The organism is Hymenobacter jeollabukensis (genome assembly GCF_005771675.1).
GTDB lineage: Bacteria > Bacteroidota > Bacteroidia > Cytophagales > Hymenobacteraceae > Solirubrum > Solirubrum jeollabukense.
Genome location: NZ_VAJM01000001.1, coordinates 99,052 through 125,228, shown reverse-complemented (window position 1 = coordinate 125,228; position 26,177 = coordinate 99,052). Strand labels below are relative to the sequence as shown.

Below are 26,177 nucleotides of genomic sequence, written 5' to 3'. Positions count from 1 at the left end.
CTGGTAGGCGGGCGGCCGCGTGGTGAATGGCGGCGGCAAAGTAGCGGCGGCCGGCGGCCGGGGTGTCCTGTAGTGTCGGGTGGATAGCTACCTTGGCTGGATACGGGATGCGCGGTACCGACTTGCCGCTGGCAGCGGCAGGCAAGGCCGGATGCGCACCTCCCGTAGCAGTACCCTGAGGTACGCCCAAACCTTACTTTCGCGGTTCTTCCTTTCTTGCTGCTAGTATGATATTCGCTCCCCCATTTGTTGAATGGCACATGCGCCGGGTTTTGTTTACGGTGTATGATGAGTTGGATAGGCACATGGAGATGCCGTGGTCTCAGCCATACGGCGTCTTAAAGAAGAAGCAGCTGGCCGCCTTTCAGGCCGAGGGCATCCCGGAAGTGGTGCTGTTGTACGGCCGCTATGTAAACGGGCTACGGGCCGACTGGCAGGCGCGCGGAGGCGTGCGGCTGGAGGGCAGCATCAACCTGCTGCCGGTGGAGCGGATCTACGGCCCGCTGGACCCGGACGAGTTTCTGGTGCTGCCCGAAGACGCGCCTGAGCTCCATCACTTCCGGCCGGTGGACATGTTCAAGCCCGACGCCTGCGTGGGCCTGCTCCACGACGAGCGGCGCAGCCCGCAGCTGTACTACTACGATGAGAGTGACCGGGACCTGGAGCCGCTGGACCTGGACCTGCAGGGCTACATCTCGCTGCTGCAGTTCACCTGGGGCTTTCTGAACTGGCAGCTGCTGCTGCTCGAGCTGGCCAGCCCCGCTGGGCAGGCCCGCCCCTTCCGCCTGCAGCCCGACTCGCTGGCCAGCAATACCATTGCATGGAAACTGCCGCTGCTGGCCCAGCAGATTCCCGACTGGGACCTGGACGCCTTCGTGGCCCACTACGACCTGGTCAAGCTCTCGGCCCAGCCCCAAAAGCCCCAGTAAGGTCAGCGGCAGCCGGTAGCCGGGGCATCTGGCAGTGGCGGGTGGGGCGGGGCTGGGAAACCGGGCGGCTGGCTGGCTTTCGGTGGCGCGGGGCCTACTGCGTTTGTGCCGGTTTGCGCATCTTTAATGCCCCAATACAGCTACGTCTTTTCTCTGCGCGCTTCCTACCCCGAGCAGTTCCAGACCCTGACTCAGAGCCTCGCCCACAACCCCAGGTGCGCTTGCTACGGCAGCACATGACCTATCGTGTAAAAAAGACGAGTATGTTAAAGAGTACCAAGAGGCATTCATTGACCGTATAGGCTTCGACGCCGGGTTCGAGGTGTACAAGCTGTTTCTGGCCACGCAATCCACGGACGTGTGCTGGACCACGGGCCCGGACGCGGCCCTGCCCGACGGCGGGCCCGAGCTGATGGGCTGCATCAGCCTGCTGAGTTTGAGCAAGAGCCTGGGCGACTCGGCCTACCGGCTGGAGGAGCTGAACCCGTCGGCGGAGTTTGCCCACGCCTCGTTTTTCGAGACGGGCGGGGCCGAGGACACGGGCCTGCGCACGTTGCTGCGCTACGACCGCGCCAAGCGGGAGCTGCTGGGCCTAGCCGTCTTCGACCGCCCCGACGTGCGGCCGCTGACCCTCGGCATCAGCGCGTACGTGCAGGCGGCGCTGGACTGGCGCGGGGCCTACGGCTGGCAGCTGCTGTACCTGCCGCTGGCGGAGTTTCAAGCCCTGCCCCTGCCCACTCGCCGCCACGCCTACCGGCTGGCCCGGCTGCTGCCCGCCCTCTTCCCCGATGCAGATTGGGACGTCATCCACACCAAGCAGGCCTACTTCGATACCGAACGGACGCTTCCAGGAGAGGCCTGAGCCGCTGCGCGGGCAGTTGGTGGCCACGGTTGCCCGCCGCCGGGGCCTCCGGGCGTGTCGGGTGGGGTGGCGGCCTGCAACGGGCGCGGCTTCGTTCGCGCCGGGTTGCGCATCTTTCATCCACCAACGTAGCCCCTTCGCTGATGACGCATCCCCTGGTTCCGCCCTACGACTTCCCGCCGCCAATGCGCCGCCTGCTGGAGCAGGCCGGCTGGTACCCCGGCCGCGTGGCTGACCCGCCCGTAAAGCTGCCCGCCAGCCTGAGCTACCCGCCCGAGGTGCTGGCGCTGCTACGGGAGCTGGGCGGCCTACGCGTGGGGTACCCCGATTACAAAGGCATTACGTTCGAGCCTACGCACGCCGACGATGACAAACTAGAGGCGTACTCGGAAGAGTTGGGCCGCACGCTTTACCCGATTGGCGTTACGGCTGAGTGGTGGGATGTCTGCGTGGACATGCACGGCAGCGTGTACAAGCTCGGCAACTGGTTTGCCCTGGCGGGCAAGACCTTCGTGGCAGGCCTCAGCCACGCCCTGTTTGAGTCAACGCCCGGTTTGCAGCTCAACGAGGACGACCACACCTGGGGCCCGGACCGGCTCGTCATTACCTGGCCCGAGCTGCCGTCGTCTACCTGAGCCGTTAGGCCGTGGGCGCGTGGGCCGCGCCGCCTACTACCGCCAGCAGAAACGCAGCTGCGTACTTTGGGCTAATCGGTTATTCCCTCATTCCCTTGCCGTCATGGCCCTGAACTATTTTCTGACCCTGCGCGAAATCTGTGTTGCCTGTGGCGATTATTTCGAGTCTGAGCCGCCCGAAACCTACCAGAAGCCGACCAAGAAGGAGCTGGCCGCGCTGGACCACCCGGAGTGGATACCGGCGTCCATCACGGAGTGCTGCAAGATTTACAACGGCACACTTCTACCCTGGCGGGCCACGGATGAGCAGCTGGAGGCGCACCCGGAGTGCACGGGGCGCATCGCGCTGGAGCGGCTGCAGGACATCTACGGCTCGTGGGAAGGGGTGGTGTACTTCGAGAAGACGCTGCGGCCGGGCCAGCAGCGGCTGCGCTGCTTCAAGGTGGTAGACCTGAACGCGGAGGAGGCGGCCGTGGGCCTCTACCACGACGCGGCCCAGGAGCGGGAGCTGTACTACCACGCCTTCGGCGAAGGCACCATGCCCCAGCCGCTGGGCGTGGACTTCGACGGCTACCTGCAACTGCTGACCCTCGCGCTGGGCTACACCTACTGGCCCACGCTGCTGGTGGAGCTGAACGCGCACTTCACCCACCGGCCCGCCCAGCCCTTCGCCGGCCCGCAGGACCCGAACGCGCAGGACTTCGTGCGCGACATGACGGCCCTGTTCCCACCCTTCTCCCTCGACGCCTTCGTGCAGCTCTACGACCAGGTGCGCCTGCGCCGCCAGATATCCTCCTGACTCCTTGCTTCCCCGATGCACGACTACGTCACCGCCATCAATCAATTCCTGGCGCCGGGTGTGGCTGGCCGGAGGAGGTATTTTCGGTGGCGGACGATGGGTTGCGGCCTTCGGCGGTGGGTGTTTTTGGTGGGGAGAGGGTGTTTGGTCGTTGGGAAGAAGGGTTTTGGAAGGGGGAGGGGGTGTTGCGTGACGCGGAGGGGGTGTTTTCGTTCCCGGAGGAGGTGTTTTGTCGGGCGGAAGGGGTGTTTTCGTTCCCGGAGGGGGTGTTGCGGGATGCGGAGGGGGGGGGCTGCTGCCCGGAGGTAGTGTTTCGCCGCGGGGAGAAGGTGTTTTGCTTCCCGGAGTCAGGGTTTTGCCAAGCCGAGGATGGGTATCGGGAAGGTAAAAACGGGTGTTTTTACGGGGTTGCTATTGTTGGGCTGGCCGGATACTTTGGGCGTGGTAGGCAGGGGCTTACCACGCGTGGCGGAGCGGTTTCGCCGGCTAACTCATCATCGATAGGTGAAACAAGTACAGGAAGACCAATTAATGATGTGCGGGCAATTGGTGGCGTATCTGAACGACCATCAGGCCGACATTGCGGTCAGCGAAGTAGCCGCCAAAAACGCCGCCGACGTGGTGGCGCAGTACGCGCTGATCGAAAAGGCGCGGGGCGGCACGGCACGGCGCACCGCCACGCTCACCGGCGACGCCAAAGCGGCCCGCCAAACGCTGCTGGACCTGCTGCCTGCGCTGCTCGGGCCGCTGCGTAGCGTAGCCACCCGCCTCGGCGACAACGACCTGCTGGCCCTGGCTACGCTCACCAGCAAGCAGCTGCGCAAGCTGCGGCCCCTGGCCTTCATCGGGGTGGCGGAGTCGATTCTGAACAGCGCCGCCCGCCCCGATGTGGTGCCGGAGCTGGCCAAGCAGGGCCTGACGGCCGCCGCGCTCAAGCCCCTGCACGACGCGCTGAAAACCTACAAAACCGCCCAGCCGGCCACGCGCCAGACCATCAACGAGCGGGTGCTGGCCGGTGCCGCCCTGGAAGACCTGCTCACCGCCCTGCTGGTGGAAGTGCGGCAGCTCGACGAGGACATGAAAGCCTTCAAGCTGCTGAACCGGGCCTTGTTCGACGGCTACCAGCAGGCCCGCAAGCTGGTGTCGAGCGGGGGCGGGGGCAGCAAGGGCGGCGGGGTGCAGCCGAAGCAATAGCCGCAGGGTGGAAATGGAACCGGCCCGCGCCTCGGAAGGGAGGGGCGGGCCGGTTTTGCGTTTGGGCCGGTAAGCGGGCACGCGTCTCGACGCGCGCCGGCGGGGTAGCCGATTCGATCTGCTGGATGCTAGTCCATCGGGAGCAATTGTTGACTAAGTTCGTGCTGATTTTGTCGAAGCACCCTATGAAAAAACACGTTACCTCCTCTCTCTTTACCGGCATGTTGTTGCTGGCTGCGGCTACCAGCCAAGCCCAGACTTCCTTCCGCATTGGACCCCGGGTGGGCTTCAATCAATCTTTTGGCGGTTTCGAATACCCCGGCGACAATTACCTGAAGGTCACCAACTCCTCGCGCAGCGGCGCGGAAGTAGGCGTGGCGGCTCAGATCGGCCTGGGTACCCACTGGGCCGTACAGCCGGCGCTGCTTTACTCGCAGAAGGGCTTCGCCTTTGAGGAAGATGCCTACGACGCGCCCTACAATTACACCTATCACGGCGAGTACAGCTTCCGCTTCAACTACCTGACCGTGCCCCTCAACCTGCTCTACAGCACGGGGGAGGGGGGCCAGGGCTTCCAGGTGTTTGCCGGCCCGTACGTGGGTTTGCTACTGGGGGGCAAGTACACGTCTTCCCAAAGCGGCCGGTACGGGAGCGGGGCCTCCAGCGGCCGGTCTGGCAAGGGCGATGTGGAAGCCGGCGACACCTACGACAACACGCCCGACGGCCCCTACGTCTCGAAGGGGCTGGATGCGGGCCTGCAAGGAGGGATAGGGTACGGTTTCGCGGGCGGGTTCCAGGTGCAGGCCGGCTACAGCCAGGGCCTGCGCGACCTGGGAGCCAAGTACGCGCCCGGTGTCACCACCAGAACCCCACCTACCTACCGAAATCATGCTTTCCAATTCTCGGTAGCTTATTTGTTCGGCCCCAAGAGCTAATGCCTGCGGGGACGTGCTGAGCTGCGGACCTCTGCGGGAAGCTACTGAACCGCTCAACTCTTCCTGAATGCAAACGGGTGCCGCCTTGTGAGAGGTGGCACCCGTTTGCATTCAGCCCAGGCGGCTCCTGCCTACTCGTTCCACTGCCGCGTCGGCCTGGGCCCGGCCGACTCCCGAGCGGCGCGGTACCGGCTGGCCGCTGGGGCGGCTGGGGCTTCTTATGGGGCCTCAGCAGCAATTACACTACTCTGGGGGTTGCTTCAGTTGAGCCTAGTAGATGAGTAGTTATACACTTTAGTGCTTCTGCGACTGGGTCTTCAAACCAGTTACCGATTTCGGTTTGTATGTCATCATTTCACAGGCAGATAACCTCAATGTCAGGGTCAAGCTGAATAGCAAATGCTTTTTCAGAAGTTTCGTAAGTAGCGTATATATCTGCTGTTTGATACGTCACCGAACGAAAGAATCTTAGGCGGTTGAATACACTAGGTAACTGGTCATCGATTTGCGAAAACAGCCCAATGCCGAAGCCCGAATATCTATTTAGTAAGTCCTTGTAGTCCTCTTCTACAAAGGTTGAATCAGCAGGCAGCAGAGGCATATGTGTGGGGTAAAGCAATGCTTTTGATGACTGCGCCGCCCGGCCGACGCCGAGCGGCGCGGTACCGGCTGGCCGCTGGGGCGGCGAAGGGAGGCTTAGGGCTTCTGCGTTAAGGCTGGTCACGCGGTGACACGGTGCTACACGCGGGCCTGAGGGACATATCCCTTAAATTGAACCCGCACTAGTTGTAGTACTCTTGCGACACTGCTACTCAACGTTCAATAAGAAATGACCGACCGTGACTACGTGAGTCTGATGATTAGCTGCACGCGGCGTAGTGATACTTTATTTAAGATTACAGAGCACGAGGTAGCGGGCAGTGCCAGTGAGAAAAGTCTATTGCGGCTTCCGCATCCGGAATGGATACCAGAACAATTCCGGCTTTGCGCCCGCCAGAATGATGGTTATACTCTGAAATGGCATAGTCGTTCTGACTGTCCTGAATTGCCGCCGTGTGAAGGCTGTATTCAGTTGCTGCCCCTGCGCACCACGCTGCGTAACTGGAAAGAGCACATCTACTTTGGCTGGCCCGAAGAGCCCAGGCGCCGGCGCGCCTTCAAAGTGGTGGACTTCTTTACGCCCGAAGCCTGCGTAGGCTTTTACCATGATGCCCAACTCGATCCGGGCCTCTACTTTTTCGAGCTTGGTGAGGGTGGGGAGCCTTACCCGTTGTACGTAGACTTGAAAGGTTACCTCACGTTGCTGAGCTATACGCTGGGCTACAAGTACTGGCAACTAGCCTTACTTCAATTATTACCCCCTGATGAGCGTAATCCTGGTTTTCAGAGCAACTTGACCTTTACGGATAAATTCCGCCGTGACTTAAGCGCCTGGGTTCCTGAGTTTGATTACAACAAGTTTGTGACCATTTACCAGCAAGTCAAACTCCGGAATTATATCCCCTCCGCGCTTTAGGTTGGCCCAGGCTGCCCCGAAACGCCCCGCGCCGCCCGGACGACTCCAAGCGGCGCGGTACCGGCTGACCGCTGCGGCGGCTAGGGGAGGCTTATGCTTCTGGCAAGCTTTCCGACTCAGAACCCGCTTCTTCGCTCTGCTCTGTTTCTCGAATCCACACTGGAAGGGTATTCCTGAGTAATAAATGAAGCTTTCTAAGGTTTCTTCTTTTGTATTTTTTGTCAGTGTGCAAAATGCAAAAGAAGATGAACCCTTCAAAATCTATATATCCAGCCATTTCTAATGTGGAATATTCTTTTGCCTTGGTAATTCTGATCTTTGATTCAAATCCAACTGCATTTTCTGAAGCAATAAGTTCATTTGATTCAATAGTTGCTGAGTTGGCTATGTACTCTGATTGCTGTACATATAGTTCTTCAATAGTTTTTGGTTCGTCTGTTGTCAACCAGAAATTTATATAGGCAAATTCACGGCTGCTTATAGCATCCTCTAAAGTCATGCCTCGCCTGTATAAAAAGCAAAGAGCGCCTGGCCGACGCGTTGCATCTACAATCCAGCTGAATGGAGCAAGAATAAGGGCTCCATTACTTCCAGAATAAGGAACGGCTCCTTCTCCTTGTAAAAGGTTAGTAATTTCGTCGAAGTTGTATATATCTAGCTCAATGCCTTTGGGATTATTAAAGGCTCTGTTAAAAGCGCTTTTGGTAAAGCCTAGCTCAGAAATCATTATTCCATAGTCTGCGCCGACATCATCTATCATGCTGATAAATGATTCTACAGTCTTTACATCTATTTTCTTGTTGTAATTCTTTGAATCGACAATTGTAATATAATTTGATCCATTAATTTTTTGTTCAATATAAATATCTATTTGCCTAGACCTATTCGAGTATCTTCCTTTGATTTTGTGGTTCTTTATTATTGTATCATTTATGTAATGAGCAGACAATGCGTCAAAAACCTCTTCTTCGTACTTCTTCCAATCCATAATTAAAGGTGTCAACAAAAAACGGGTACTACCTCGCACAAGGTAGCACCCGTTTCCGGTCAGCCCAAGCAGCCGCAGCGGCTTACATATTCCGCCGGTACTGGCCGCCTACTTCGAACAGGGCGTTGGTAATCTGGCCGAGGGAGCAGGACTTCACCGTTTCCATCAGCTCCTCGAAGAGGTTGCCGTTTTGCACGGCCACCTGCTGCAGGCGCTTCAGGGCGTCTTCGGACCGGTCGCGGTTGCGGGCGTGCAGGGCCTGCAGCATGGTGATTTGGTACTGCTTTTCGTCCTCGGTGGCGCGGATAACCTCGGCGGGCTGCACCGTGGGCGAGCCTTTGGAGGAGAGGAAGGTATTCACCCCGATGATGGGCAGCTCGCCGGTGTGCTTCTGCATCTCGTAGTACAGGCTTTCCTCCTGGATTTTGCCGCGCTGGTACATGGTTTCCATGGCGCCCAGCACGCCGCCGCGCTCGGTGATGCGGTCAAACTCCAGCATCACCGCTTCTTCCACCAGGTCGGTCATTTCCTCGATGATGAAGGAGCCCTGGATGGGGTTTTCGTTTTTGGCCTGGCCCAGCTCCCGGTTGATGATGAGCTGAATGGCCATGGCCCGGCGCACCGATTCCTCGGTGGGCGTGGTAATGGCCTCGTCGTAGGCGTTGGTATGCAGCGAGTTGCAGTTGTCGTAGATGGCGTACAGCGCCTGCAGCGTGGTGCGGATGTCGTTGAAGTCGATTTCCTGGGCGTGCAGGCTGCGGCCGGAGGTCTGGATGTGGTACTTCAACATCTGCGAGCGGGCGTTGGCGCCGTACTTCAGCTTCATGGCCTTGGCCCAGATGCGGCGCGCCACGCGGCCCATCACGGCGTACTCGGGGTCCATGCCGTTGGAGAAGAAGAAGGAGAGGTTGGGCGCGAAGTCGTTCACGTCCATGCCCCGGCTCACGTAATACTCCACGAAGGTGAAGCCGTTCGAAAGAGTCAAGGCCAGCTGGGTGATGGGGTTGGCGCCGGCCTCGGCAATGTGGTAGCCCGAGATGGAGACGGAGTAGAAGTTGCGGACCTTCTCCTTGATGAAGTACTCCTGCACGTCGCCCATGAGGCGCAGGGCAAACTCGGTGCTGAAGATGCAGGTGTTCTGGGCCTGGTCTTCCTTCAGGATGTCGGCCTGCACGGTGCCGCGCACCTGGCTGAGCGTGCGCGCCTTGATGGGCTGGTACACCTCGGCGGGCAGCACCTGGTCGCCGGTCACGCCGAGCAGCCGCAGGCCCAGGCCGTCGTTGCCGGCGGGCAGGGCGCCCTGGTAGCGCGGGCGCTCCTGGCCGCGCTCCTGGTAGATGGCGTCGATTTTCTGGTCGATTTCGGCTTCGAGGCCCTGCTCCCGGATGTACAGCTCGCACTGCTGGTCGATGGCCGCGTTCATGAAGAAGGCGGCCAGGGTGGCGGCGGGGCCGTTGATGGTCATCGACACCGACGTGACCGGGTCGGCGAGGTTGAAGCCGGAGTAGAGCTTCTTGGCGTCGTCGAGGCAGCAGATGCTCACCCCGGCGTTGCCGATTTTGCCGTAGATGTCGGGGCGGTGGTCGGGGTCTTCGCCGTAGAGCGTGACCGAGTCAAACGCCGTGCTCAGGCGCTTGGCGGGCAGCCCGGCCGACACGTAGTGGAAGCGGCGGTTGGTGCGCTCGGGGCCGCCTTCGCCCGCGAACATGCGGGTGGGGTCTTCGCCCTCGCGCTTGAAGGGGAACACGCCGGCGGTGTAGGGAAACTCGCCGGGCACGTTTTCCTGCAGCTGCCAGCGCAGCAAATCACCCCAGGCCGAGTAGCGCGGGGTGGCCACCTTCGGAATCTGCAGGTGGGAGAGGGTTTCGGAGTGCGTCTGGATGCGGATTTCCTTGTCGCGCACCTTGAACACGAACTCCGGGGCTTTGTAGGCGGCTACCTTTTGCGGCCAGGTTTCCAGGAGTTTCCAGTTCTGCCCGTCCAGCCGGAGCTTGATTTCCTGGAAGGCTTGCGCCAGGCCGGCTGCGAGCTGATCGGGCTGGAATCCGTCGCGGCTGCTCCCCCCGGTTCCGTGGGCGGCGCCAAGGCTCCGGACGGCGTCAAGGCTTTGCTGGATTCCGTAGAGCTGCTGAGCGGTTTCGGCTTGTTTATCGACCCACTGGTCATATTGGCGGATGGTTTCGGTGATTTCGGAGAGGTAGCGCGTGCGGTGGGGCGGAATGATGTAGACCTTCTCGCTGGCGTCTTCCGAAGTTTCGAGGTGGGAATGAAACGGGGTACCGGTTTTGCGTTCGATGGTGCTGAGCACGGCCCGGTACAGGCGGTTCATGCCCGGGTCGTTGAACTGCGAGGCGATGGTGCCGAACACGGGCAGCTCGTCGAGCTTGGTTTCCCAGAGCTGGTGGTTGCGCTGGTACTGCTTGCGTACGTCGCGCAGCGCGTCGAGGGCACCGCGCTTGTCGAATTTGTTGAGGGCAATGACGTCGGCGAAGTCGAGCATGTCGATTTTCTCCAGCTGGGTGGCCGCGCCGTACTCGGGCGTCATCACGTACAGGCTGGCGTCGGAGTGCTCGATGATTTCGGTGTCCGACTGCCCGATGCCGGAGGTTTCGAGGATGATCAGGTCGAAGTCGGCGGCGCGCACCACGTCCACCGCGTCCTGCACGTAGCGGCTCAGGGCGAGGTTGCTCTGGCGGGTGGCCAGGCTGCGCATGTACACCCGCGGGTTGTTGATGGCGTTCATCCGGATCCGGTCCCCGAGCAGGGCGCCGCCCGTCTTGCGCTTGGAGGGGTCGACCGAAATGATGGCAATGGTCTTGTCGGGGAAGTCGAGCAGGAAGCGGCGCACCAGCTCGTCCACCAGGCTCGACTTGCCCGCGCCGCCGGTGCCGGTGATGCCCAGAATCGGGGCTTTCCTGGGCGACGACGAAGCCGCGTTGATGCGCTGGTCGCTGCCGAACTCGGCCTTCTGGAAATCGGAAATCAGCTGGCCTTTCACGCGCTCGAACTCGGCGGGGAAGTTTTCGGCGGCGGAGATGAGGCGACCCAGCGAGCGGGCGTCCTTTTCCTTGACGTGGCCGGCTTCGCCGTTCAGGTTCTGGCCGGTGGGGAAGTCGGCGCGTTCGAGCAAATCGTTGATCATGCCCTGCAGGCCCATGGCGCGGCCATCGTCGGGGGAGTAGATGCGGGTGATGCCGTAGCCCTGCAGCTCCTCGATTTCGGAGGGCAGGATGACGCCGCCGCCGCCGCCGAAGATTTTGATGTGACCCGCGCCGCGCTCGTGCAGCAGGTCGTGCATGTACTTGAAGAACTCGTTGTGGCCGCCCTGGTAGGAGGTAATGGCAATGGCCTGGGCGTCTTCCTGGATGGCGCAGTCCACGATTTCCTGCACCGAGCGGTTGTGGCCGAGGTGAATGACCTCCGCGCCGCTGCTCTGGATGATGCGGCGCATGATGTTGATGGCCGCGTCGTGACCGTCGAACAAGGCCGCCGCGGTGACGATGCGGACGTGGTTCTGGGGTTTATAGGGAGCTACGGGAGCTGGGTGCATGGCAGAATCCGGACGAGTGGGAAATGGGCGGCTAAAGTACGAAAAAGCCCCGGTGGGGGTGACGCGCGGGGCTAACGGGTGTTAGGAATTGCTATATTGTTGCGACTATAATTGCCTGACAACACCGCTATGGATAGGAAGCCAACGACGACCATAATCATCGAGTGGGAAGGACCTTACTCGCTTGAAGAGTTGAAGCGAGTCGAAAAAGGCAATGGCTTGTATCTGCTGACTGGCAGGGAGGACGGAAAACGAGGGAGGGAAGACGAGTTACAATACTGCGGAATAACGGAAAAGCAATTTTGTGAGCGAGTCAAGCATTCACATCATAAAGTGAAGCTCATACGTAAGGACAGCCTCCAGATATGGATTGGCTGCTTGATATACCCGCACGAATGCGTCAGGCAACACCTAGAAGATGCGGAACGAGCCTTTGTATCTTTTTGGGATATTCAAATGAATGACAAAAAGAAACGCTACTATCCAGATTCTCCGATCTGTATTGTTACGCGTTGGTTTAGACCGAACGGTGAGCCGTATCAACGATTCCCAGCATCACTGCAATTCATTAAGCAATTGGACGATGTACTTTGGTGGGATACCGATGATTGGCGAGTTGGAAACCTTAGGATTCAAAAGTTTGAAGACGAGGATTAACCACTGATTATCACCGCAGCTCAGAGAGCCGCAGCCGAAAGCCCCGCAGCACCGTTTCGCCGGACAGCTCGTTATCGAAGCCTTGCACGGTTTCGGGCTCGGGCTGGCCGGGGCGGTAGAGGTAGGCCGTTTCGGTCTCGGGGTCGAGCAGCCACGCCAGCTGGGCGCCGTTGCGCAGCCAGTCGTGCATTTTGGCTTGCAGGGCCTTGAGCGAATCGGTATTGGATTTCAGCTCTACTACTAACTCCGGGCACAGGGGCGCAAACTTGTCCTGCTGCTCCGGCGTGAGGGCGTTCCATTTGGCGGCGGATACCCAGGAGGCATCCGGCGAGAGAATGGAGCTGTCGGGCAGCCGGAAGCCGGTATTGGAGTCGAAATATTCACCCAGCGCCGGGTGTTGCTCGCACCATTTGCCGAGTTGGAAGATGAGGCGGGCGTTTCGTTTGCCGGAGCGGCTGCCGGTGGGCGACATAAGCAGAATTTCGTGGTTGGCCGTGCGCTCAATGCGCAGCTCGGGGTGCTGCTGACAGAAGTCGAAAAACTCGTCATCGGTCATGCGCTCCAGGTAGGAGCCGCCCAACAGGATGCCACCAGAATCAAAGGAATTACGCATAGGCTAAAGATACGCGGAAAAGCCAGGCCCGGGCTGGGCAAAAAGGCAGCCGCCCGGGTAGGGGGCGGCTGTGTGGAAGAATCGGGAAGGAGGCGGGCGTATTTAGCCGCGCGGGCTCACCGCCGTCACGTACAAACTCAGACTGGCGCGCAGGCTGCGCCACTGGTCGGCTGATTTGTCGCGGTAGACCATGCGGTGCAGCGGGTTCAGCGGGGCGGGCATCAGCAGCACCTGCCAGTCGCGGCTGGGGTCGGGGGTGCCGTCGAGCCACTCCAGGGTCACGGCCACGTGCTCGTGCTGCCCCGTCTGCACGTGGTAGGGGCGCAGGTCAAGGTGCTGCCAGCCTTTGGCGCCGTCGGGCAGCTGGTAGTGAATGTCCTGGGTGAGCAGCGAGGCGGCGGGCTGGTCGTCGGCGTCGAGGGCGCGCACGTTCAGGCGCAGCCGCACGCCGCGGAAGGAGTTATTGCCGACGAAGAAGTGCACGTCTTCCAGCTCGCTGCCGGGGCGCAGGGCCAAGATGGTGCCGACTTCGCGGCCCAGCTTACGGGCGGGGTCGGCGTCGCCGTTGAGGTGGAAGTTGTACTGGGTGAAGCTGAACGAGCCCTCGTGCCCGACGCGCCGCCGCTGCCAGGCCCCGGGCCGCACCGTCACCGCCGAAAGGGTATTGGTTTGGGGGAGCAGGCGCACCGGCTGGCCCTCGGTCAGGGTGCTGGCCAGCAGCTTGCGCGGCGCGTAGCCCACGCAGCTCACCACCACCGTATCGGCAGGCTGGGCGCCGGCCAGGGCCTGGGGGGCGAAGTAGCCGGCGGCATCGGCCACGGTGCCCAGGGGCTTGAGCTGGACGCCGACCGAGGCGTAGGGCACGGGCTGGCCCGTGGCCGCGTCGAGCACCTGCGCCCGCGGCTGCTGCGGCGGGCAGGACGAAAAAAACAGCAAGGCCAAAGGGGCGGATACAGGGGCAAACAGCATTAGCGCACGAGCAGAATGGTATGCTGGCAGGAGGCCACGCCGCGGCTGGCGGTTGCAGCGGGCCTTGCCAACACCCGCCGGCTGGCCCGAAGCCGCTGAGTGTTAGCCCAGAATAATGCGCGGTTCGGGCACCCGCCCGGCTTCATGGCCCGGCCACTCGGTCCCCAGGTCCAGCAGCCAGCGCGGCGGCGCGGCCTCCAGGGCCAGGGCGGCCAGGTTGAGCCAGCTGCCGGCGCGGTCGAGCACCACTGAGTCGGAAGTCACAACGATGTCGGTGGCGGCGGCCAGCACATGGTCAGGGTTCATCACCACTTCGGCCGTCCAGGGCAGGCCCAGCTCCGGGCCCAGGTCGCGCAGGCGGGCGGCGAGGCGGCCGCTGTTGGATACCGGCTGATCGAGCAGCCAGCGGACGGGGCCAGGATTGAGGTGCCGCAGCGCGGCGGCCAGGCGGATGGCGCGGTCGGTTTCCTGCACGGCCCGGTAGGTGCCGTGAATGCTCGACAGGTCGCGCAGGGCCGAGTCGCGGCCGCGCAGCACGACGCCGCCGCTCAGGGCCGTTTCCAGCGTGATGAGCAGGTTGAAGCCGTCAATCGACACAGGGCGGCCGCCGAGGTCGGCGGCGGGCAGCTGCTTGGCGGTGCGGAGGTGGTACTGCTCATCGGGGCAGGCGGCGCGGCCCACGGCCCAGCGCTGCCGCTCGGTGAGGGCGTACCGGTCGCCCACCAGCTTGAGGGTGCCGCCGGGCGGATAGCCGCGCGTCAGCAGCCAGGACATTTCCGCCACAGCCCGGCGCAGCACCGGTACCCACTGGGGCGCGAATAGCTCAGTATCGGCGGGGTGAGGGCCGCGGTGGCGGGTGTCGGCAGGGCGCATGGGCGGTTGGGGTGATGAAGCGCGGGGGGGTAGGGCCGACGGGTATTAAGGGGCGAGGCGCACCGGCACTATGCTGGCGGCGACCGGTCGGCCGGCTTTGGGCCGGCTGACCGGGGCGGTAAGCTACTCCGTCAGCAGCGAGAAGTACAGGCTGGGCTGCAGCGGATGAATGGTCCAGAGGGCCTGGCTGTTTTCGCGCTCCACCATCGTCTGCTTGGCCTCGCGCTTCACCGGGATGCTGAAATACTTGTTTTCGGGCTTGCTGGTCTCGCTCTGCAGCCACTGAATAGTGGCCACTACGGGCTGGGCGGCCAGCGCAATGTTGTAGGGGCGCAGGTCGAGCGTCACCCAGCCTTTTTGCCAGCGCACCACCTTCAGCTGCACGTCCTGGCTGAGCAGCGGCTTGCCCGGGCGGCCGTTTTCCAGCGCGTAAAGGTTGAGGCGGAAGCGCAGGTGGTCGTAGGTGTTGTCGAAGAGGAAGAGGTGGAATTCTTCCAGCAGGGCCGGCCGCTCGGGCGTGAGCACGGCGCCCAGCTCCCAGCCCCACTCGTCGTCGACGGTTTCCTTGCCCGAAGAACCGGCCATCCAGCGCACGTCGCCCTTTTCCTGGGTGCGGCCCAGGGTGGCGGGGCGCACGGGGCGGTGGGCAATCTGCACGGTTTGCAGGGTGGTTTGCTCGGGCCGGAGCTTAAACTCGCGTTGCCCGGCGGCCAGGGCGGCGGGCAGCACCACCTCGCGCGAAAAGCCTACGCTGGTCACGATGAGCGTATCGGCCAATGACGGCAGGCGCAGCACGTAGCGGCCCTGCTCGTCGGCCACGGTGCCCAGGCCGCGGCGGGGCACGCCGAGGGTGGCAAAGGGCACAGGCAGGCCGGTTTGGGCGTTGAGCACCTGGCCGGTGAGGGGTGGGGCTTGGGCCGGAGCCAGGAGCGGGAGCAGCGCGAAGGGGAAGCTGGCCAGAAGCCGTCGAAACATGCCGGAGCGGGATAAGGAAGGAGGATAAGCGGCAGGTGGGGCCGAGGGAGGCACGAGTGTGCGCGGCGCAAACTACGGCATCCGGCTGCAAACGGATGCGCAGCAGACGGGCAAATAGGCCGGTCGGTGCGTCACGGGGCGAGAAAGACGCTTATGCGCTCGGGTTCATGCCTCCGTACTTCGCCGAGACCGGTCCATCCGCCGGAACGAAGAAAAAACGCCCGTCGACCCAGGGGCCGACGGGCGGAGCAAGCTACTTGGCGGCCCGTTTTTCCAAGGCCTGTTCCAGCTCGTCGGCAGCCTTCTCGATGTCGTGGTAGCCCTGCTGGGCGGCGCGCTCCTTGGCGGCCAGCAGCCCGTCGCGGTGTACGGCCTTGAAGTCGCCGAAGGGGAATTTGTAGCGGCCCTTGGTATCCTCGCCCAGGCTGGTATCGAGGCCCAGGTGCCACCGGGCGTACTCCTCGATTTCGTGCTTGGCGAGGTACTTGTTTTCGGCCGCAGTGTCGGGGTTGTGCTCCCGCCAGTGGCCGGAGTCGTTCTTGAATTTGCCGTCCTTGATCAGCTGCCGGGCGTAGCGGACGGCGTCGGGATTGAGTTTTACGGACATAGCTCCTGTGGTTGTTGGTGCAGTCGGGCAGTACGCGGTCCGGCAGCCGGCCGTTAAGGTCGAGCTGCGGGCGGCACATGGGGCGAAATGCAGCAGAAGTCTCGGCCGCAGTAGCCGCCCCTAGCCAAAGTGCAGGCCGTGGCCCAGCACCACCCGGACCAGCACCAGCACCAGCACCACCAGCACCAGCAAGCCGCTGGCTACCCGCGTTTTCTGCGGCATATCCACCGTAAACTCGAACAGCTCGTTGCTGCTGCCCACGGCCAGCGGCACCAGGGCCACAACCAGCGTGGCCAGGTGCAGCCACTCGCTGGTGCTCATGTCGGGGTACTTGGCCAAGCCGATCAGCGCTGAGCCCAGCAGCCAGGGCGCAAACAGCGTGGCCCCCAGCAGGCGGCGGCGCTGGCCGTAGCGCATGAGGGTGCGCGAGTCGTGGCTCTGCAGAAACAGCGGGGCCGTTAGGTAGCCCAGCGCCAGCAGAGCCAGCCCGCTGAGCACGGCCACGGCCACGTTGACGGCATTACCGGCCAGAAATACCCAGCTCGGCACGTACCAGAAGCCCGACTGCGTAATCGTATCGGCCACCATGGCCCCGAAAAAAAGGTTGAGGCAGTGCAGCACCAGCCACAGCAGGTACTGCTTCAGCAGGCCGCGCCGCAGCCGGGCCCGCTGCCAGAACCACAGCGCCGCCACGACGCCTAACACCAGGCACACCAGCGGCCCCACGCTGTAAACAGCCACCACCGCCTGCCGCCACCAGCTCGAATCGGCAATCAGAAACTTCACCCGACTCAATTCCCACACGCCCGGAATGTGCAGCTGCCGGGCCATGAGCACGGTGGCCAGCCGGTACGCGGTATCGGCCGTGAGGTAGGCCAATATGAAGAGCAGGGTGGCGTTGAAGCCGGCAATCAGCGTCTTCTGGCCGATATCGGTGGAAGAAGACTGCAGGGACGTATCGGTAACGGACATGGCGGGGGGAACTAGCGCTAAAATAAGCGGGTTGCCCTCGTACCACCAAGGCAGCGCCGGGGCCGCCGGTAGTTTTTGCGGCCCGAAAACGCTACCTTCGCGGTTGCAACACGCCTTTATTACCGCTGAGTGAAGAACATCCGCAACTTCTGCATCATCGCCCACATCGACCACGGCAAAAGCACGCTGGCCGACCGCCTGCTGGAATTTACCAGCACCGTAGCCAAGCGCGATATGCAGGCCCAATTGCTCGATAACATGGATCTGGAGCGCGAGCGGGGCATCACCATCAAGAGCCACGCCATCCAGATGCAGTTCCCCTACAAGGGGGAAATGTACACGCTCAACCTCATTGATACCCCCGGCCACGTCGACTTCAGCTACGAAGTGTCGCGCTCCATTGCCGCCTGCGAAGGCGCTCTGCTGATCGTCGATTCCTCGCAGGGCATCGAAGCGCAGACGATTTCCAACCTGTACCTGGCCATTGGGGCCGACCTGGAAATCATCCCGGTGCTCAACAAAATCGACCTGCCCCACGCCATGCCCGAGGAAGTCTCGGACGAAATAGTGGATTTGATCGGCTGCAAGCACGAGGATATTATCCATGCCTCCGGCAAGGCCGGCATCGGCATCGAGGAAATCCTGAACGCCATCGTGGAGCGCGTCCCCGCGCCCTCCGGCGACCCGGAAGCCCCCCTGCAGGCCCTGATTTTCGACTCTGTCTTCAACTCCTACCGCGGCATCGAAGTGCTGTTCCGCATCAAGAACGGCACCATGCGCAAGGGCGACAAGCTGCGCTTCCTGGCCACCGGCAAGGAGTACGGCGCCGACGAAATCGGGGTGCTCAAACTCAACCAGGAGGCCCGCGGCGAAATGTCGGCCGGCAACGTGGGCTACCTGATTTCGGGCATCAAGGAAGCCCGCGAAGTGAAGGTGGGCGACACCATCACCCACGTGGCGCGGCCCACCACCGAGGCCATCGTGGGCTTCGAGGACGTGAAGCCGATGGTATTCGCCGGCATTTACCCCGTCGATACCACCGAATACGAAGAGCTGCGCTCCTGCATGGAAAAGCTGCAGCTCAATGACGCCTCACTGGTGTGGGAGCCGGAAACCTCGGCCGCGCTGGGCTTCGGCTTCCGCTGCGGCTTCCTGGGCATGCTGCACATGGAAATTGTGCAGGAGCGCCTGGAGCGCGAGTTCAACATGACCGTGATTACCACCGTGCCCTCGGTGCAGTTCAAGGTCATCTCGAACCGCGACGAGCTGAAAATGGTATCGGCCCCGAGCGAAATGCCCGAGCCGAACCTGATCAAGCACATCGAGGAGCCCTTCATCAAGGCCCAAATCATCACGGCCGCCGAATTCGTCGGCCCGATCATCACGCTCTGCATGGAGAAGCGCGGCCTGATCAAGGGGCAGTCGTACCTGACCTCGGAGCGGGTGGAGCTGTCGTTTGAGCTGCCCTTGTCCGAAATTGTGTTCGACTTCTTCGACAAGCTCAAGACCATTTCGCGCGGCTACGCTTCCTTGGACTACGAGCTGATCGGCTTCCGGCAGTCGGACATGGTGAAGCTGGACGTGATGCTCAACGGCGAGAAGGTGGATGCCCTGTCGGCCATCGTGCACCGCTCCAAGAGCTACGACTGGGGCAAGCGCCTCTGCGAAAAGCTCAAGGAGCTGCTGCCGCGCCAGATGTTCGAAATTGCCATTCAGGCCGCTATCGGGCAGAAAATCGTGGCCCGCGAAACGGTGAAAGCCCTGCGCAAAAACGTAATTGCCAAGTGCTACGGCGGCGACATCAGCCGTAAGCGCAAGCTGCTCGAAAAGCAGAAGGAAGGCAAAAAGCGGATGCGCCAGGTCGGGTCCGTTGAGATTCCGCAAGAGGCCTTTCTGGCCGTCCTTAAAATTGATTAATGCAAAAACGCGGTTCCGATCGGGCCGCGTTTTTTGTTTCCTTTCACTTCATGCAATTCTTGCAAAAGCGCTGTGTGACTAACCCCAACCCCATGAACGACGCGCTGACCAAGAACTGCACGAGCGAAGCCCAACTCGAAAAAATCCGCCGCGGCCAGGAGCTGCGCTTCCGCTGGCGCGACGATTGGCCGGTGATGGAGCAGGCCATCCTGAAAGCCGGCCGCGAAGCCATTGCCCGCAACACCGAAACGGCTGCCAGCGAGAAGTAACCCCAAGCCGGCCGTCGCCGCGAAGTGCCAATGACGCAACAAACCTTTCTGAGCACCGAGGACCTGCGCGCTTTCGTGACGCAGCTGGTTGGTACCCGGCCATGGCGCAGCCGCGCCGGCAATGGCACCGGCTCCATCTTCACGCTGGAGTTCGGTGAGCCGCTGCCCACGGATGCGAATCAAGGAGCGTTTTCCCTGATGGTGTATTGCGCCTGGCGAATCGTGCGCGAAGACCAAGTGCTGCTTAGCTGGCACGACGACTCCGATGCTTTCCTGGCCCCAGGGCTGAAGGCGCTGGAAGGCCTGACGGTTGCTGCCGTGGAGCTGTCGGCCTGGCGGGACCTGACCATCCGGTTTGCCGATGGGCAAGCCTTGCACATCCTGAACGAACTCTCGCCCCACCGGGACTGGGACTGCAGCTGGTTTGTTATCCACCAAAACCGCCAGATCTACGGCGTGCAGCCCGATAACGCCATCGTACTGGAGCCAGTCGGGCGTAACAGCTGACCGGCCGGCCGGCCGCTAATTCCGAACACCAACCCTTCTCTCACATATGACCACTGCTCCCGACGCCACGACCTACCGCCTCATCGACGGCAAGCAGACCGCCGAGAACATCAAGCAGGAAATTGCCGCCGAAGTAGCCGCCCGCAAAGCCGCCGGCCAGAAGCAGCCCCATTTGGCCGCCATCCTGGTGGGCCACGACGGCGGCTCCGAAACCTACGTGCGCAATAAGGTGCTGGCCTGCGAGGCCGTGGGCTTCGGCTCCACGCTGCTGCGCTTCGAGGACGACATCACCGAGGCCGAGCTGCTGCGCCAGGTCGACGCGCTGAACAACGACCCGGAAATCGACGGCTTTATCGTGCAACTGCCCCTGCCCAAGCACATCGACCCGAACAAGGTCATCGAGGCCATCCGGCCTGAGAAGGACGTGGATGGCTTCCACCCCATGAACATCGGGCGTATGGTGGCCGGGCTGCCCGCGCTGCTGCCCGCCACGCCCTCGGGCATCGTGGAGCTGCTGCGCCGCTACGAGCTGCCTACCGACGGCAAGCACTGCGTGGTAATCGGGCGTTCCAACATTGTGGGTACGCCGGTTAGTATATTGCTGGCTAAGAACTTGGAGCCAGGTAACTGCACCGTTACTTTATGTCACTCGCGCACCCAGGACCTGGGCAGCATCACCCGCACCGCTGACATTCTGGTAGCCGCCCTGGGCCGGCCCGGCTTTGTGACGGCCGACATGGTGAAGCCCGGCGCGGTGGTTATTGACGTGGGCACCACGCGGGTGGAGGATGCCTCGAAAAAGTCGGGCTGGGCCCTGCGCGGCGACGTGGACTTTGCCGGCGTGGCCCCGCTGTGCTCCTACATCACCCCGGTGCCGGGCGGGGTGGGGCCGATGACCATTGCCATGCTGCTGCTAAACACGCTGCGGGCCGCCAAGGGCGAGGTGTATCCGCGCTAGCGGCGGGCAAATGTCCCGCTGAAATTGCCAAATTCACCGGGGAATTGTATTTTTAAGGTCGGGCCGCTGGGTGGCCGGAGGAACCCCAACCGGGGGGAGCTTCGTTTACCAAGCGGCCCGACCTTGTTTTCTGCCCTACTGTTTCGCTTTGCTTTACCCTCTGCCCACCCTTGCCTTGTCTGATGCGTCGACCACTCCCGCGGCCCTGCCCGTGATGGAGCAGTTTTACACGATTCAGGGCGAAGGAGCCAACGCCGGTCGGGCCGCCTACTTCATCCGCCTCGGCGGCTGCGACGTGGGCTGCCACTGGTGCGACGTGAAAGAATCCTGGGATGCCGACCTGCACCCGCGTCTGAGCATCGAAAGCCTAGTCGCTGAAGCCTCGGCGCATTCCGGCCGCAACGTGGTCATCACCGGCGGCGAGCCGCTGATGCACGACCTGGGCCCGCTCACCCGCGCCCTGCACGAGGCCGGCCTGCAAACCTGGATGGAAACCTCCGGGGCTCACCCGCTCTCGGGCGAGTGGGACTGGATTTGCCTCTCGCCCAAGAAATTCAAGGCCCCGCTGCCCGAAGTGCTTCGCAATGCCCACGAGCTGAAAGTCGTTGTGTTCAACAAGAGCGACTTTGCCTGGGCCGAGGAGCACGCCGCGCAAGTCGGGCCCGACTGCCGCCTGTTCCTGCAGCCCGAGTGGGGCAAGGCCGCCCAGGTCACGCCGCTCATCATCGATTACGTCAAGCAGCACCCGCAGTGGCAGGTGTCCTTGCAGACGCACAAATACCTCGACATTCCCTAGCGCCCCGTTTATGCGTCGCGTGTTGCTGCCCCTGCTGGTTGTGGCTGCCGGCGGTCTGCTGCCTTTGCAGCCGGCCCTTGCGCAAGTCAAAGTGCCCATCACCAATTCCAAAGCCAAAAGCCTGTGGGAAAAAGCGCAGCAGCAAGTCAAGGACCGCGAGTTCAACAAAGCCATTGAAACGCTGAGCACGCTCAACCAGAAATTTCCCTCGATGGGGGAGCCGTTTCTGCTAAAAGGCCAGCTCTACAAGGCCATGGGCGACACCCGCTCGGCCTTCGAAGCATACCGGGAAGGCGTTGAGAAGACGGCCTTTGACCCCGGCCGCATGAACGACTACTTCACCCTGGGCGAGCTGGCCATGAGCTTCGGCGAGTACCAGCCGGCGCTGGATGCCTACCAGAAGTACCTGAAGGTGGCGCCCAAGGGCCAGCGCTACATCCCGAAGGCGCAGCAGCAGGTGGCCAACTGCGAATTTGCCCTGAAAGCCCTGCAGAACCCGGTGGGCAAGGCCCCCGAACGACTGGGCGCCCCGCTCAACACCTTCCGCTTCCAGTATTTCCCGGCCGTTACGGCCGACAACCGTTTCCTCGTCTACACCGCCCGCAAAACCGGGGAGTCGGACGAGGATATTGTCATCAGCCGCATTGAGAAGGACGGCTCGTTTGGTGACCCGCAGCTGATTTCCTCGGCCATCAACTCGCAGTTCAACGAAGGCGCCGGCTCGATTTCCGGGGACGGCAAAACGCTGGTCTTCGCCTCCTGCGACCGGCCCGGCGCCGTGGGTAACTGCGACTTATACATTTCGCGGCGCACCGGCAACTCGTGGAGCAAGCCGCGCAACCTGGGCCGCAACGTCAACTCCGTGGCCTGGGACTCGCAGCCCACGCTTTCGGCCGACGGGCGCACGCTCTACTTCACCTCCGACCGCCGCGGCGGCGTGGGGCTGGAAGACATCTACGTGACGACCCTGCAGGAAGACGGTACGTGGGCGGTGGCGCGCAACCTGGGGGCGCCGGTGAATACCGCGGGCAAGGACATGGCCCCGTTCATCCACGCCAGCGGCAGCACGCTCTACTATGTTTCCGATGGGATGGTAGGCATGGGCGGCCTCGACGTGTACAAGGCCAATATCAGCGCGGGCAAGTTCGGCAACCCCGAAAACCTGGGCTACCCGCTCAATACCTTCGAAAACGAAGCCTCGCTGTTCATCAGCTCCGATAACCGCCGCGGCTTCTGCGCCCGCACCCGGCCCGCCGAGGCCGCCGTGGCCGAGCGCGACCGGCCGGTGGAGCTGTTCGGCTTCGAGGTGCCCGCCGCCGTGCGCTCCAGTGAGCAAAGCACCTACACCCAGGGCCGCGTATTCGACGCCGTGACCAAGAAGCCCCTGCAGGCCGACGTGCAGCTCTACGACCTGAAAACCGACGAAATGGTGCAGGCCGTGATGAGCGACCCGGAAAGCGGCGACTACACCGTGGTGCTCAACGAAGGCCACCAGTACGGCATGTACGCCGTGGCCGATAAGTACCTGATGCGCAGCCTGAACTTCGACTACTCCGACAAGCGCAGCTTCGACCCGCTTACCCTCGACATTTACCTGGAGCCCGTGCGCGCCGGCCGCGCCATCGTGCTCAACAACCTCTTCTTCGATTCCAAGGAGTACGCCCTTAAGCCCAACTCCCGCACCGAACTGAACCGCCTCATCAAGTTCATGAGTCAGTACCCGGACGTGCAGGTGGAAATTTCGGGCCATACCGACGACGTGGGCACCGACGACGACAACATGGTTTTGTCGAAGAACCGGGCCAAATCGGTGTATACCTACCTGGTGGAGCACAAAGTGAAGGCCGAGCGCCTGCGCTTCCGTGGCTACGGCGAATCGAAGCCGCTGGCCCCGAACGATTCGGACGAGCACCGCCAGCAGAACCGCCGCATCGAGCTGCGCATCCTGTAGCCGTTTCCGCTTTTTCCAGCCAGTCAAACGGCCGGTTTTGCCCCGCAAAACCGGCCGTTTGACTTTTTTTTGTGCTATATCTGGGCTTTTCTGTGCTTGGTTTAATGTGTTGAAAATGAGGGTTAATTGTTGTTTTGATAAAAGCTTGTGGATAGAATAGTTACAAAATTTCTTTTTGCTATTTCATTTTTATCCCCACACATTTGGTCGAACCCAATGCAGTTACCGGGCCGCCGTTTTGGCCTGGATACTGGGTTTCGCTCTTTGTCACTTCACTTAAACCCGTTTTCACCATTGTCCAATCTCCACACTCCCGTCCCATGAAAAAGCTCCTCCTGCTGGCTGGCCTGGCCTTTGGGTTCCTGACCGCTGCCAACGCAGCTACGGACCCCGAGGGTGACAACCCGCTCAACCAACGCGCCACCGTGCTGACGCGGGCCATGGCCAGCAAAATGCAGCTCGACGAAGGCCAGTACCTGAAGCTAAAGCAGCTGAACCTGCGCATGCTCAGCACCATGGAAGATCTGAAGGACCGTTTCGCCGCCGACCCCGAAATCCGGGACATCCGGATGGCCGAATCCCAAACCAGCTACCACATGGAACTGGCCCTGATGCTGCGCCCGACCCAACTCACGGCCTACAAGCAAAGCCAGGCCAGCATGACCGCCCTGGGGCTCCCCAGCGGCCGCTAATGCACCTGACAACGTCCCTGCCGAGCTCACACGGCGGGGACGTAGCTTGGGCCGGGTTGATTGCCGCATTGCCAAGCCACAACACAATCCACCGCTCATGAACAAACTGTTTTTTCTTCCCTCGCTGGGCCTGTGCCTGGTACTAGCCCAGGGGGCTACGGCCGGCCAGGAGCCCACGCTCAACGACCGGGCCACCACGCTCACCCAGCAGATTGCCCAGAAAGTACCGCTCAACGAAGCCCAATTCGTGAAGGTGCGTCGCCTCAACCTGCAGTTCCTCACGACCACGCAGGACCTGAAAACGCGTCTGGCCGACAATCCGGCCACCCTCGACCAGCAGCTGGCCGAGCTGCAGGACCGCTTCGACTGGGAAATGGCCGCCATCCTCTGGCCCCGCCAGATGACCGCCTACCGCCAGACGCGCACCAACATGACCGCCCTGGGCTCTTCATCGGAGCGCTAAGCCCCTTGCCGGCAACCACTCACTCGCTTTCACTCACCACGTTTCACTCACACACTCACTCAGTTCTTTGCTTAGCCGGGTGGGCTGTTGCAGCAGCCCGCCCACACGCAAAAACGCCAGCCTTTCTGGGGCTGGCGTTTTTTTATGCGGTACGGGGAAGTGGCTGACTAGCCGCGCTCGTTGATCGGCACGTAGTTGCGCTCCTTCTCGCCCACGTAGATCTGGCGCGGGCGGCCGATGGGCTCCTTGTTCTCGCGCATCTCCTTCCACTGGGCAATCCAGCCGGGGAGGCGGCCCAGGGCGAACATCACCGTGAACATCTCCGTGGGGATGCCCAGGGCTTTGTAGATGATGCCCGAGTAGAAGTCCACGTTCGGGTACAGCTTCCGCTCGATGAAGTACTGGTCCGTCAGGGCGGCTTGCTCCAGCTCCTTCGCGATTTTCAGCAGCGGGCTGTCCTGCAGGCCCAGGGCCGTCAGCACCTCGTCGGCGGCCTTCTTGATGATGGTGGCGCGCGGGTCGAAGTTCTTGTACACGCGGTGGCCGAAGCCCATCAGGCGGAAGGAGTCGTTCTTGTCCTTGGCCTTGGCGATGAACTTGCTGGTGTCGCCGCCGTCGCGCTCAATGGCTTCGAGCATCTCGATAACCTCCTGGTTGGCACCGCCGTGCAGCGGGCCCCACAGGGCGTTGATGCCGGCCGAAACCGAGCCGTAGAGCGAGGCGTTGGCCGAGCCCACCAGGCGCACCGTCGAGGTGGAGCAGTTCTGCTCGTGGTCGGCGTGCAGGATGAGCAGCTTGTTGAGGGCGCTGACGACCACCGGGTTCAGCTCGTACTTCTCGGTGGGGAAGCTGAACATCATGTGCAGGAAGTTGGACGCGTAGTCCATGTCGTTCCGCGGGTAGTTCAGCGGGTGGCCCATCTGGTTTTTGTAGGTCCAGGCCGCAATGGTGGGCAGCTTGGCCATCAGACGGATGACGTTCAGGTCGATTTCCTCCTTGCTCAGGTCCGGCGACACGCTTTCGGGGTAGAAAGCCGTCAGCGCGCAGATCAGCGAGGAGAGGATGGCCATCGGGTGGGCCGCCGACGGGAAGCCGTCGAAAATCTTGCGCACGTCCTCGTGCACGAGGGTGTGCTTGGTAATCTGGCCCGAGAAGTCCTTCAGCTCGGCTTCGGTCGGCAGCGTGCCGTAGATCAGCAGGTAAGCCACTTCCAGGAAGCTGGACTTTTCGGCCAGCTGCTCGATGGGGTAGCCGCGGTAGCGCAGGATGCCCTCTTCGCCGTCGAGGAAGGTGATGGCGCTTTTGGTGGCGCCGGTGTTTTTGTAGCCCGAATCCAGCGTCACGTAACCGGTCTGGTCGCGGAGCTTGTTGATATCGATAGCCTTTTCGTTCTCAGTACCCTCGAACACCGGCATCGGGTACGATTTGCCGTCGAGGATGATTTCAGCGGTTTCTGCCATTACAAACTGATTAGTGGACAGGGAGAGTGGGTGGCGTGCGGGGGCGAAGTACGGCATTAGCACTTTGCCCTGCAACCCGGCGGCGAGTTT

26 protein-coding genes are annotated in these 26,177 nt (G+C 62.0%); 16 read left to right on the top strand and 10 right to left on the bottom strand.

What is annotated here, in order from left to right; genetic code table 11:
- The first annotated feature begins 311 nt into the window (after window positions 1-311).
- The 6 genes from FDY95_RS00580 (at window position 312) to FDY95_RS00550 (ending at window position 5,354) form a co-directional block, all read left to right on the top strand.
- The gene (locus FDY95_RS00580) at window positions 312-929 is read left to right on the top strand and encodes a hypothetical protein (protein WP_138074782.1); all 618 of its coding nucleotides are present in this window, start codon (window positions 312-314) and stop codon (window positions 927-929) included.
- A 322-nt stretch (window positions 930-1,251) separates the two neighbouring features.
- Window positions 1,252-1,791, top strand: a complete 540-nt coding sequence (locus FDY95_RS00575) for a hypothetical protein (RefSeq protein ID WP_138074781.1) — start codon at window positions 1,252-1,254, stop codon at window positions 1,789-1,791.
- 143 nt (window positions 1,792-1,934) lie between these two features.
- Window positions 1,935-2,426, top strand: coding sequence for an SUKH-3 domain-containing protein (locus tag FDY95_RS00570; protein WP_138074780.1), 492 nt, complete (start codon window positions 1,935-1,937; stop codon window positions 2,424-2,426).
- 103 nt (window positions 2,427-2,529) lie between these two features.
- The gene (locus FDY95_RS00565; RefSeq protein WP_138074779.1) at window positions 2,530-3,225 is read left to right on the top strand and encodes a hypothetical protein; all 696 of its coding nucleotides are present in this window, start codon (window positions 2,530-2,532) and stop codon (window positions 3,223-3,225) included.
- A gap of 504 nt (window positions 3,226-3,729) precedes the next feature.
- Window positions 3,730-4,419, top strand: a complete 690-nt coding sequence (locus FDY95_RS00555; RefSeq protein WP_138074778.1) for a hypothetical protein — start codon at window positions 3,730-3,732, stop codon at window positions 4,417-4,419.
- A gap of 185 nt (window positions 4,420-4,604) precedes the next feature.
- Window positions 4,605-5,354: a porin family protein gene (locus FDY95_RS00550; protein WP_171025465.1), complete on the top strand. Its 750-nt coding sequence runs from the start codon at window positions 4,605-4,607 to the stop codon at window positions 5,352-5,354.
- Between the two features lie 355 nt (window positions 5,355-5,709).
- Here FDY95_RS00550 and FDY95_RS00545 read toward each other — a convergent pair whose 3' ends face one another.
- Window positions 5,710-5,955 (bottom strand): hypothetical protein, encoded by a 246-nt coding sequence (locus FDY95_RS00545; protein ID WP_138074776.1) that lies wholly within the window; start codon window positions 5,953-5,955, stop codon window positions 5,710-5,712.
- A gap of 228 nt (window positions 5,956-6,183) precedes the next feature.
- On the opposite strand from FDY95_RS00545, the gene FDY95_RS00540 reads away from it, so the two are divergent.
- Entirely contained in the window at window positions 6,184-6,870 is a 687-nt protein-coding gene (locus FDY95_RS00540; RefSeq protein ID WP_138074775.1) for a hypothetical protein, read from the top strand.
- A gap of 91 nt (window positions 6,871-6,961) precedes the next feature.
- Here the strand turns inward: FDY95_RS00540 and FDY95_RS00535 are convergent, their stop codons facing one another.
- Window positions 6,962-7,858 carry a restriction endonuclease gene (locus FDY95_RS00535; RefSeq protein WP_138074774.1) on the bottom strand — a complete coding sequence of 299 codons (897 nt, stop codon included), beginning with the start codon at window positions 7,856-7,858 and terminating at the stop codon, window positions 6,962-6,964.
- A gap of 82 nt (window positions 7,859-7,940) precedes the next feature.
- Window positions 7,941-11,408: a methylmalonyl-CoA mutase family protein gene (locus FDY95_RS00530; RefSeq protein WP_138074773.1), complete on the bottom strand. Its 3,468-nt coding sequence runs from the start codon at window positions 11,406-11,408 to the stop codon at window positions 7,941-7,943.
- 111 nt (window positions 11,409-11,519) lie between these two features.
- On the opposite strand from FDY95_RS00530, the gene FDY95_RS00525 reads away from it, so the two are divergent.
- Window positions 11,520-12,065 carry a hypothetical protein gene (locus tag FDY95_RS00525; protein ID WP_138074772.1) on the top strand — a complete coding sequence of 182 codons (546 nt, stop codon included), beginning with the start codon at window positions 11,520-11,522 and terminating at the stop codon, window positions 12,063-12,065.
- Between the two features lie 10 nt (window positions 12,066-12,075).
- Here FDY95_RS00525 and FDY95_RS00520 read toward each other — a convergent pair whose 3' ends face one another.
- The 6 genes from FDY95_RS00520 to FDY95_RS00495 all read right to left on the bottom strand — a co-directional run bounded on the left by FDY95_RS00520 (window position 12,076) and on the right by FDY95_RS00495 (window position 17,074).
- On the bottom strand, window positions 12,076-12,678 hold the full coding sequence (locus FDY95_RS00520) for a Uma2 family endonuclease (protein ID WP_212744840.1): 603 nt from the start codon (window positions 12,676-12,678) through the stop codon (window positions 12,076-12,078).
- Window positions 12,679-12,780: 102 nt separating this feature from the next.
- Window positions 12,781-13,620, bottom strand: coding sequence for a carboxypeptidase-like regulatory domain-containing protein (locus tag FDY95_RS00515; RefSeq protein WP_171025464.1), 840 nt, complete (start codon window positions 13,618-13,620; stop codon window positions 12,781-12,783).
- Between the two features lie 129 nt (window positions 13,621-13,749).
- The gene (locus tag FDY95_RS00510) at window positions 13,750-14,520 is read right to left on the bottom strand and encodes a DUF434 domain-containing protein (protein WP_138074770.1); all 771 of its coding nucleotides are present in this window, start codon (window positions 14,518-14,520) and stop codon (window positions 13,750-13,752) included.
- A 123-nt stretch (window positions 14,521-14,643) separates the two neighbouring features.
- On the bottom strand, window positions 14,644-15,495 hold the full coding sequence (locus FDY95_RS00505; RefSeq protein ID WP_138074769.1) for a carboxypeptidase-like regulatory domain-containing protein: 852 nt from the start codon (window positions 15,493-15,495) through the stop codon (window positions 14,644-14,646).
- Between the two features lie 253 nt (window positions 15,496-15,748).
- Window positions 15,749-16,102: a hypothetical protein gene (locus tag FDY95_RS00500; RefSeq protein WP_138074768.1), complete on the bottom strand. Its 354-nt coding sequence runs from the start codon at window positions 16,100-16,102 to the stop codon at window positions 15,749-15,751.
- 120 nt (window positions 16,103-16,222) lie between these two features.
- Complete coding sequence (locus FDY95_RS00495; RefSeq protein WP_138074767.1) at window positions 16,223-17,074, bottom strand: hypothetical protein; 852 nt, start codon at window positions 17,072-17,074, stop codon at window positions 16,223-16,225.
- A 129-nt stretch (window positions 17,075-17,203) separates the two neighbouring features.
- On the opposite strand from FDY95_RS00495, the gene lepA reads away from it, so the two are divergent.
- The 8 genes from lepA to FDY95_RS00455 all read left to right on the top strand — a co-directional run bounded on the left by lepA (window position 17,204) and on the right by FDY95_RS00455 (window position 24,627).
- Window positions 17,204-18,991, top strand: a complete 1,788-nt coding sequence (lepA, locus tag FDY95_RS00490; RefSeq protein WP_138074766.1) for a translation elongation factor 4 — start codon at window positions 17,204-17,206, stop codon at window positions 18,989-18,991.
- Window positions 18,992-19,041: 50 nt separating this feature from the next.
- A complete protein-coding gene (locus tag FDY95_RS00485; RefSeq protein WP_133256886.1) occupies window positions 19,042-19,260 on the top strand; it encodes a hypothetical protein in 219 nt (72 codons plus the stop codon).
- Window positions 19,261-19,290: 30 nt separating this feature from the next.
- Entirely contained in the window at window positions 19,291-19,767 is a 477-nt protein-coding gene (locus FDY95_RS00480; RefSeq protein ID WP_138074765.1) for a hypothetical protein, read from the top strand.
- Between the two features lie 46 nt (window positions 19,768-19,813).
- The gene (locus tag FDY95_RS00475; RefSeq protein ID WP_111476705.1) at window positions 19,814-20,725 is read left to right on the top strand and encodes a bifunctional 5,10-methylenetetrahydrofolate dehydrogenase/5,10-methenyltetrahydrofolate cyclohydrolase; all 912 of its coding nucleotides are present in this window, start codon (window positions 19,814-19,816) and stop codon (window positions 20,723-20,725) included.
- A gap of 214 nt (window positions 20,726-20,939) precedes the next feature.
- Window positions 20,940-21,521 (top strand): 7-carboxy-7-deazaguanine synthase QueE, encoded by a 582-nt coding sequence (locus FDY95_RS00470; protein ID WP_138075433.1) that lies wholly within the window; start codon window positions 20,940-20,942, stop codon window positions 21,519-21,521.
- 10 nt (window positions 21,522-21,531) lie between these two features.
- Window positions 21,532-23,472: an OmpA family protein gene (locus FDY95_RS00465; RefSeq protein ID WP_246073888.1), complete on the top strand. Its 1,941-nt coding sequence runs from the start codon at window positions 21,532-21,534 to the stop codon at window positions 23,470-23,472.
- A gap of 320 nt (window positions 23,473-23,792) precedes the next feature.
- Entirely contained in the window at window positions 23,793-24,164 is a 372-nt protein-coding gene (locus tag FDY95_RS00460; protein WP_138074764.1) for a hypothetical protein, read from the top strand.
- A gap of 97 nt (window positions 24,165-24,261) precedes the next feature.
- The gene (locus FDY95_RS00455; protein ID WP_138074763.1) at window positions 24,262-24,627 is read left to right on the top strand and encodes a hypothetical protein; all 366 of its coding nucleotides are present in this window, start codon (window positions 24,262-24,264) and stop codon (window positions 24,625-24,627) included.
- 167 nt (window positions 24,628-24,794) lie between these two features.
- Here the strand turns inward: FDY95_RS00455 and FDY95_RS00450 are convergent, their stop codons facing one another.
- Window positions 24,795-26,087 (bottom strand): citrate synthase, encoded by a 1,293-nt coding sequence (locus FDY95_RS00450; RefSeq protein ID WP_138074762.1) that lies wholly within the window; start codon window positions 26,085-26,087, stop codon window positions 24,795-24,797.
- Between the last annotated feature and the right edge of the window lie 90 nt (window positions 26,088-26,177).

Excerpts from the sequence above, each read along its gene's own strand:
- FDY95_RS00500 (WP_138074768.1), bottom strand. The coding sequence starts at position 16,102 with ATGTCCGTAAAACTCAATCCCGACGCCGTCCGCTACGCCCGGCAGCTG.
- FDY95_RS00570 (WP_138074780.1), top strand. The coding sequence starts at position 1,935 with ATGACGCATCCCCTGGTTCCGCCCTACGACTTCCCGCCGCCAATGCGC.
- FDY95_RS00460 (WP_138074764.1), top strand. The coding sequence starts at position 23,793 with ATGAAAAAGCTCCTCCTGCTGGCTGGCCTGGCCTTTGGGTTCCTGACC.
- FDY95_RS00510 (WP_138074770.1), bottom strand. The coding sequence starts at position 14,520 with ATGCGCCCTGCCGACACCCGCCACCGCGGCCCTCACCCCGCCGATACT.
- FDY95_RS00520 (WP_212744840.1), bottom strand. The coding sequence starts at position 12,678 with ATGCGTAATTCCTTTGATTCTGGTGGCATCCTGTTGGGCGGCTCCTAC.
- FDY95_RS00495 (WP_138074767.1), bottom strand. The coding sequence starts at position 17,074 with ATGTCCGTTACCGATACGTCCCTGCAGTCTTCTTCCACCGATATCGGC.
- FDY95_RS00550 (WP_171025465.1), top strand. The coding sequence starts at position 4,605 with ATGAAAAAACACGTTACCTCCTCTCTCTTTACCGGCATGTTGTTGCTG.
- FDY95_RS00480 (WP_138074765.1), top strand. The coding sequence starts at position 19,291 with ATGACGCAACAAACCTTTCTGAGCACCGAGGACCTGCGCGCTTTCGTG.
- FDY95_RS00545 (WP_138074776.1), bottom strand. The coding sequence starts at position 5,955 with ATGCCTCTGCTGCCTGCTGATTCAACCTTTGTAGAAGAGGACTACAAG.
- FDY95_RS00450 (WP_138074762.1), bottom strand. The coding sequence starts at position 26,087 with ATGGCAGAAACCGCTGAAATCATCCTCGACGGCAAATCGTACCCGATG.
- FDY95_RS00505 (WP_138074769.1), bottom strand. The coding sequence starts at position 15,495 with ATGTTTCGACGGCTTCTGGCCAGCTTCCCCTTCGCGCTGCTCCCGCTC.
- FDY95_RS00485 (WP_133256886.1), top strand. The coding sequence starts at position 19,042 with ATGCAATTCTTGCAAAAGCGCTGTGTGACTAACCCCAACCCCATGAAC.
- FDY95_RS00470 (WP_138075433.1), top strand. The coding sequence starts at position 20,940 with ATGGAGCAGTTTTACACGATTCAGGGCGAAGGAGCCAACGCCGGTCGG.
- FDY95_RS00455 (WP_138074763.1), top strand. The coding sequence starts at position 24,262 with ATGAACAAACTGTTTTTTCTTCCCTCGCTGGGCCTGTGCCTGGTACTA.
- FDY95_RS00540 (WP_138074775.1), top strand. The coding sequence starts at position 6,184 with ATGACCGACCGTGACTACGTGAGTCTGATGATTAGCTGCACGCGGCGT.
- FDY95_RS00565 (WP_138074779.1), top strand. The coding sequence starts at position 2,530 with ATGGCCCTGAACTATTTTCTGACCCTGCGCGAAATCTGTGTTGCCTGT.
- FDY95_RS00580 (WP_138074782.1), top strand. The coding sequence starts at position 312 with ATGCCGTGGTCTCAGCCATACGGCGTCTTAAAGAAGAAGCAGCTGGCC.
- FDY95_RS00465 (WP_246073888.1), top strand. The coding sequence starts at position 21,532 with ATGCGTCGCGTGTTGCTGCCCCTGCTGGTTGTGGCTGCCGGCGGTCTG.
- FDY95_RS00535 (WP_138074774.1), bottom strand. The coding sequence starts at position 7,858 with ATGGATTGGAAGAAGTACGAAGAAGAGGTTTTTGACGCATTGTCTGCT.
- FDY95_RS00530 (WP_138074773.1), bottom strand. The coding sequence starts at position 11,408 with ATGCACCCAGCTCCCGTAGCTCCCTATAAACCCCAGAACCACGTCCGC.
- FDY95_RS00475 (WP_111476705.1), top strand. The coding sequence starts at position 19,814 with ATGACCACTGCTCCCGACGCCACGACCTACCGCCTCATCGACGGCAAG.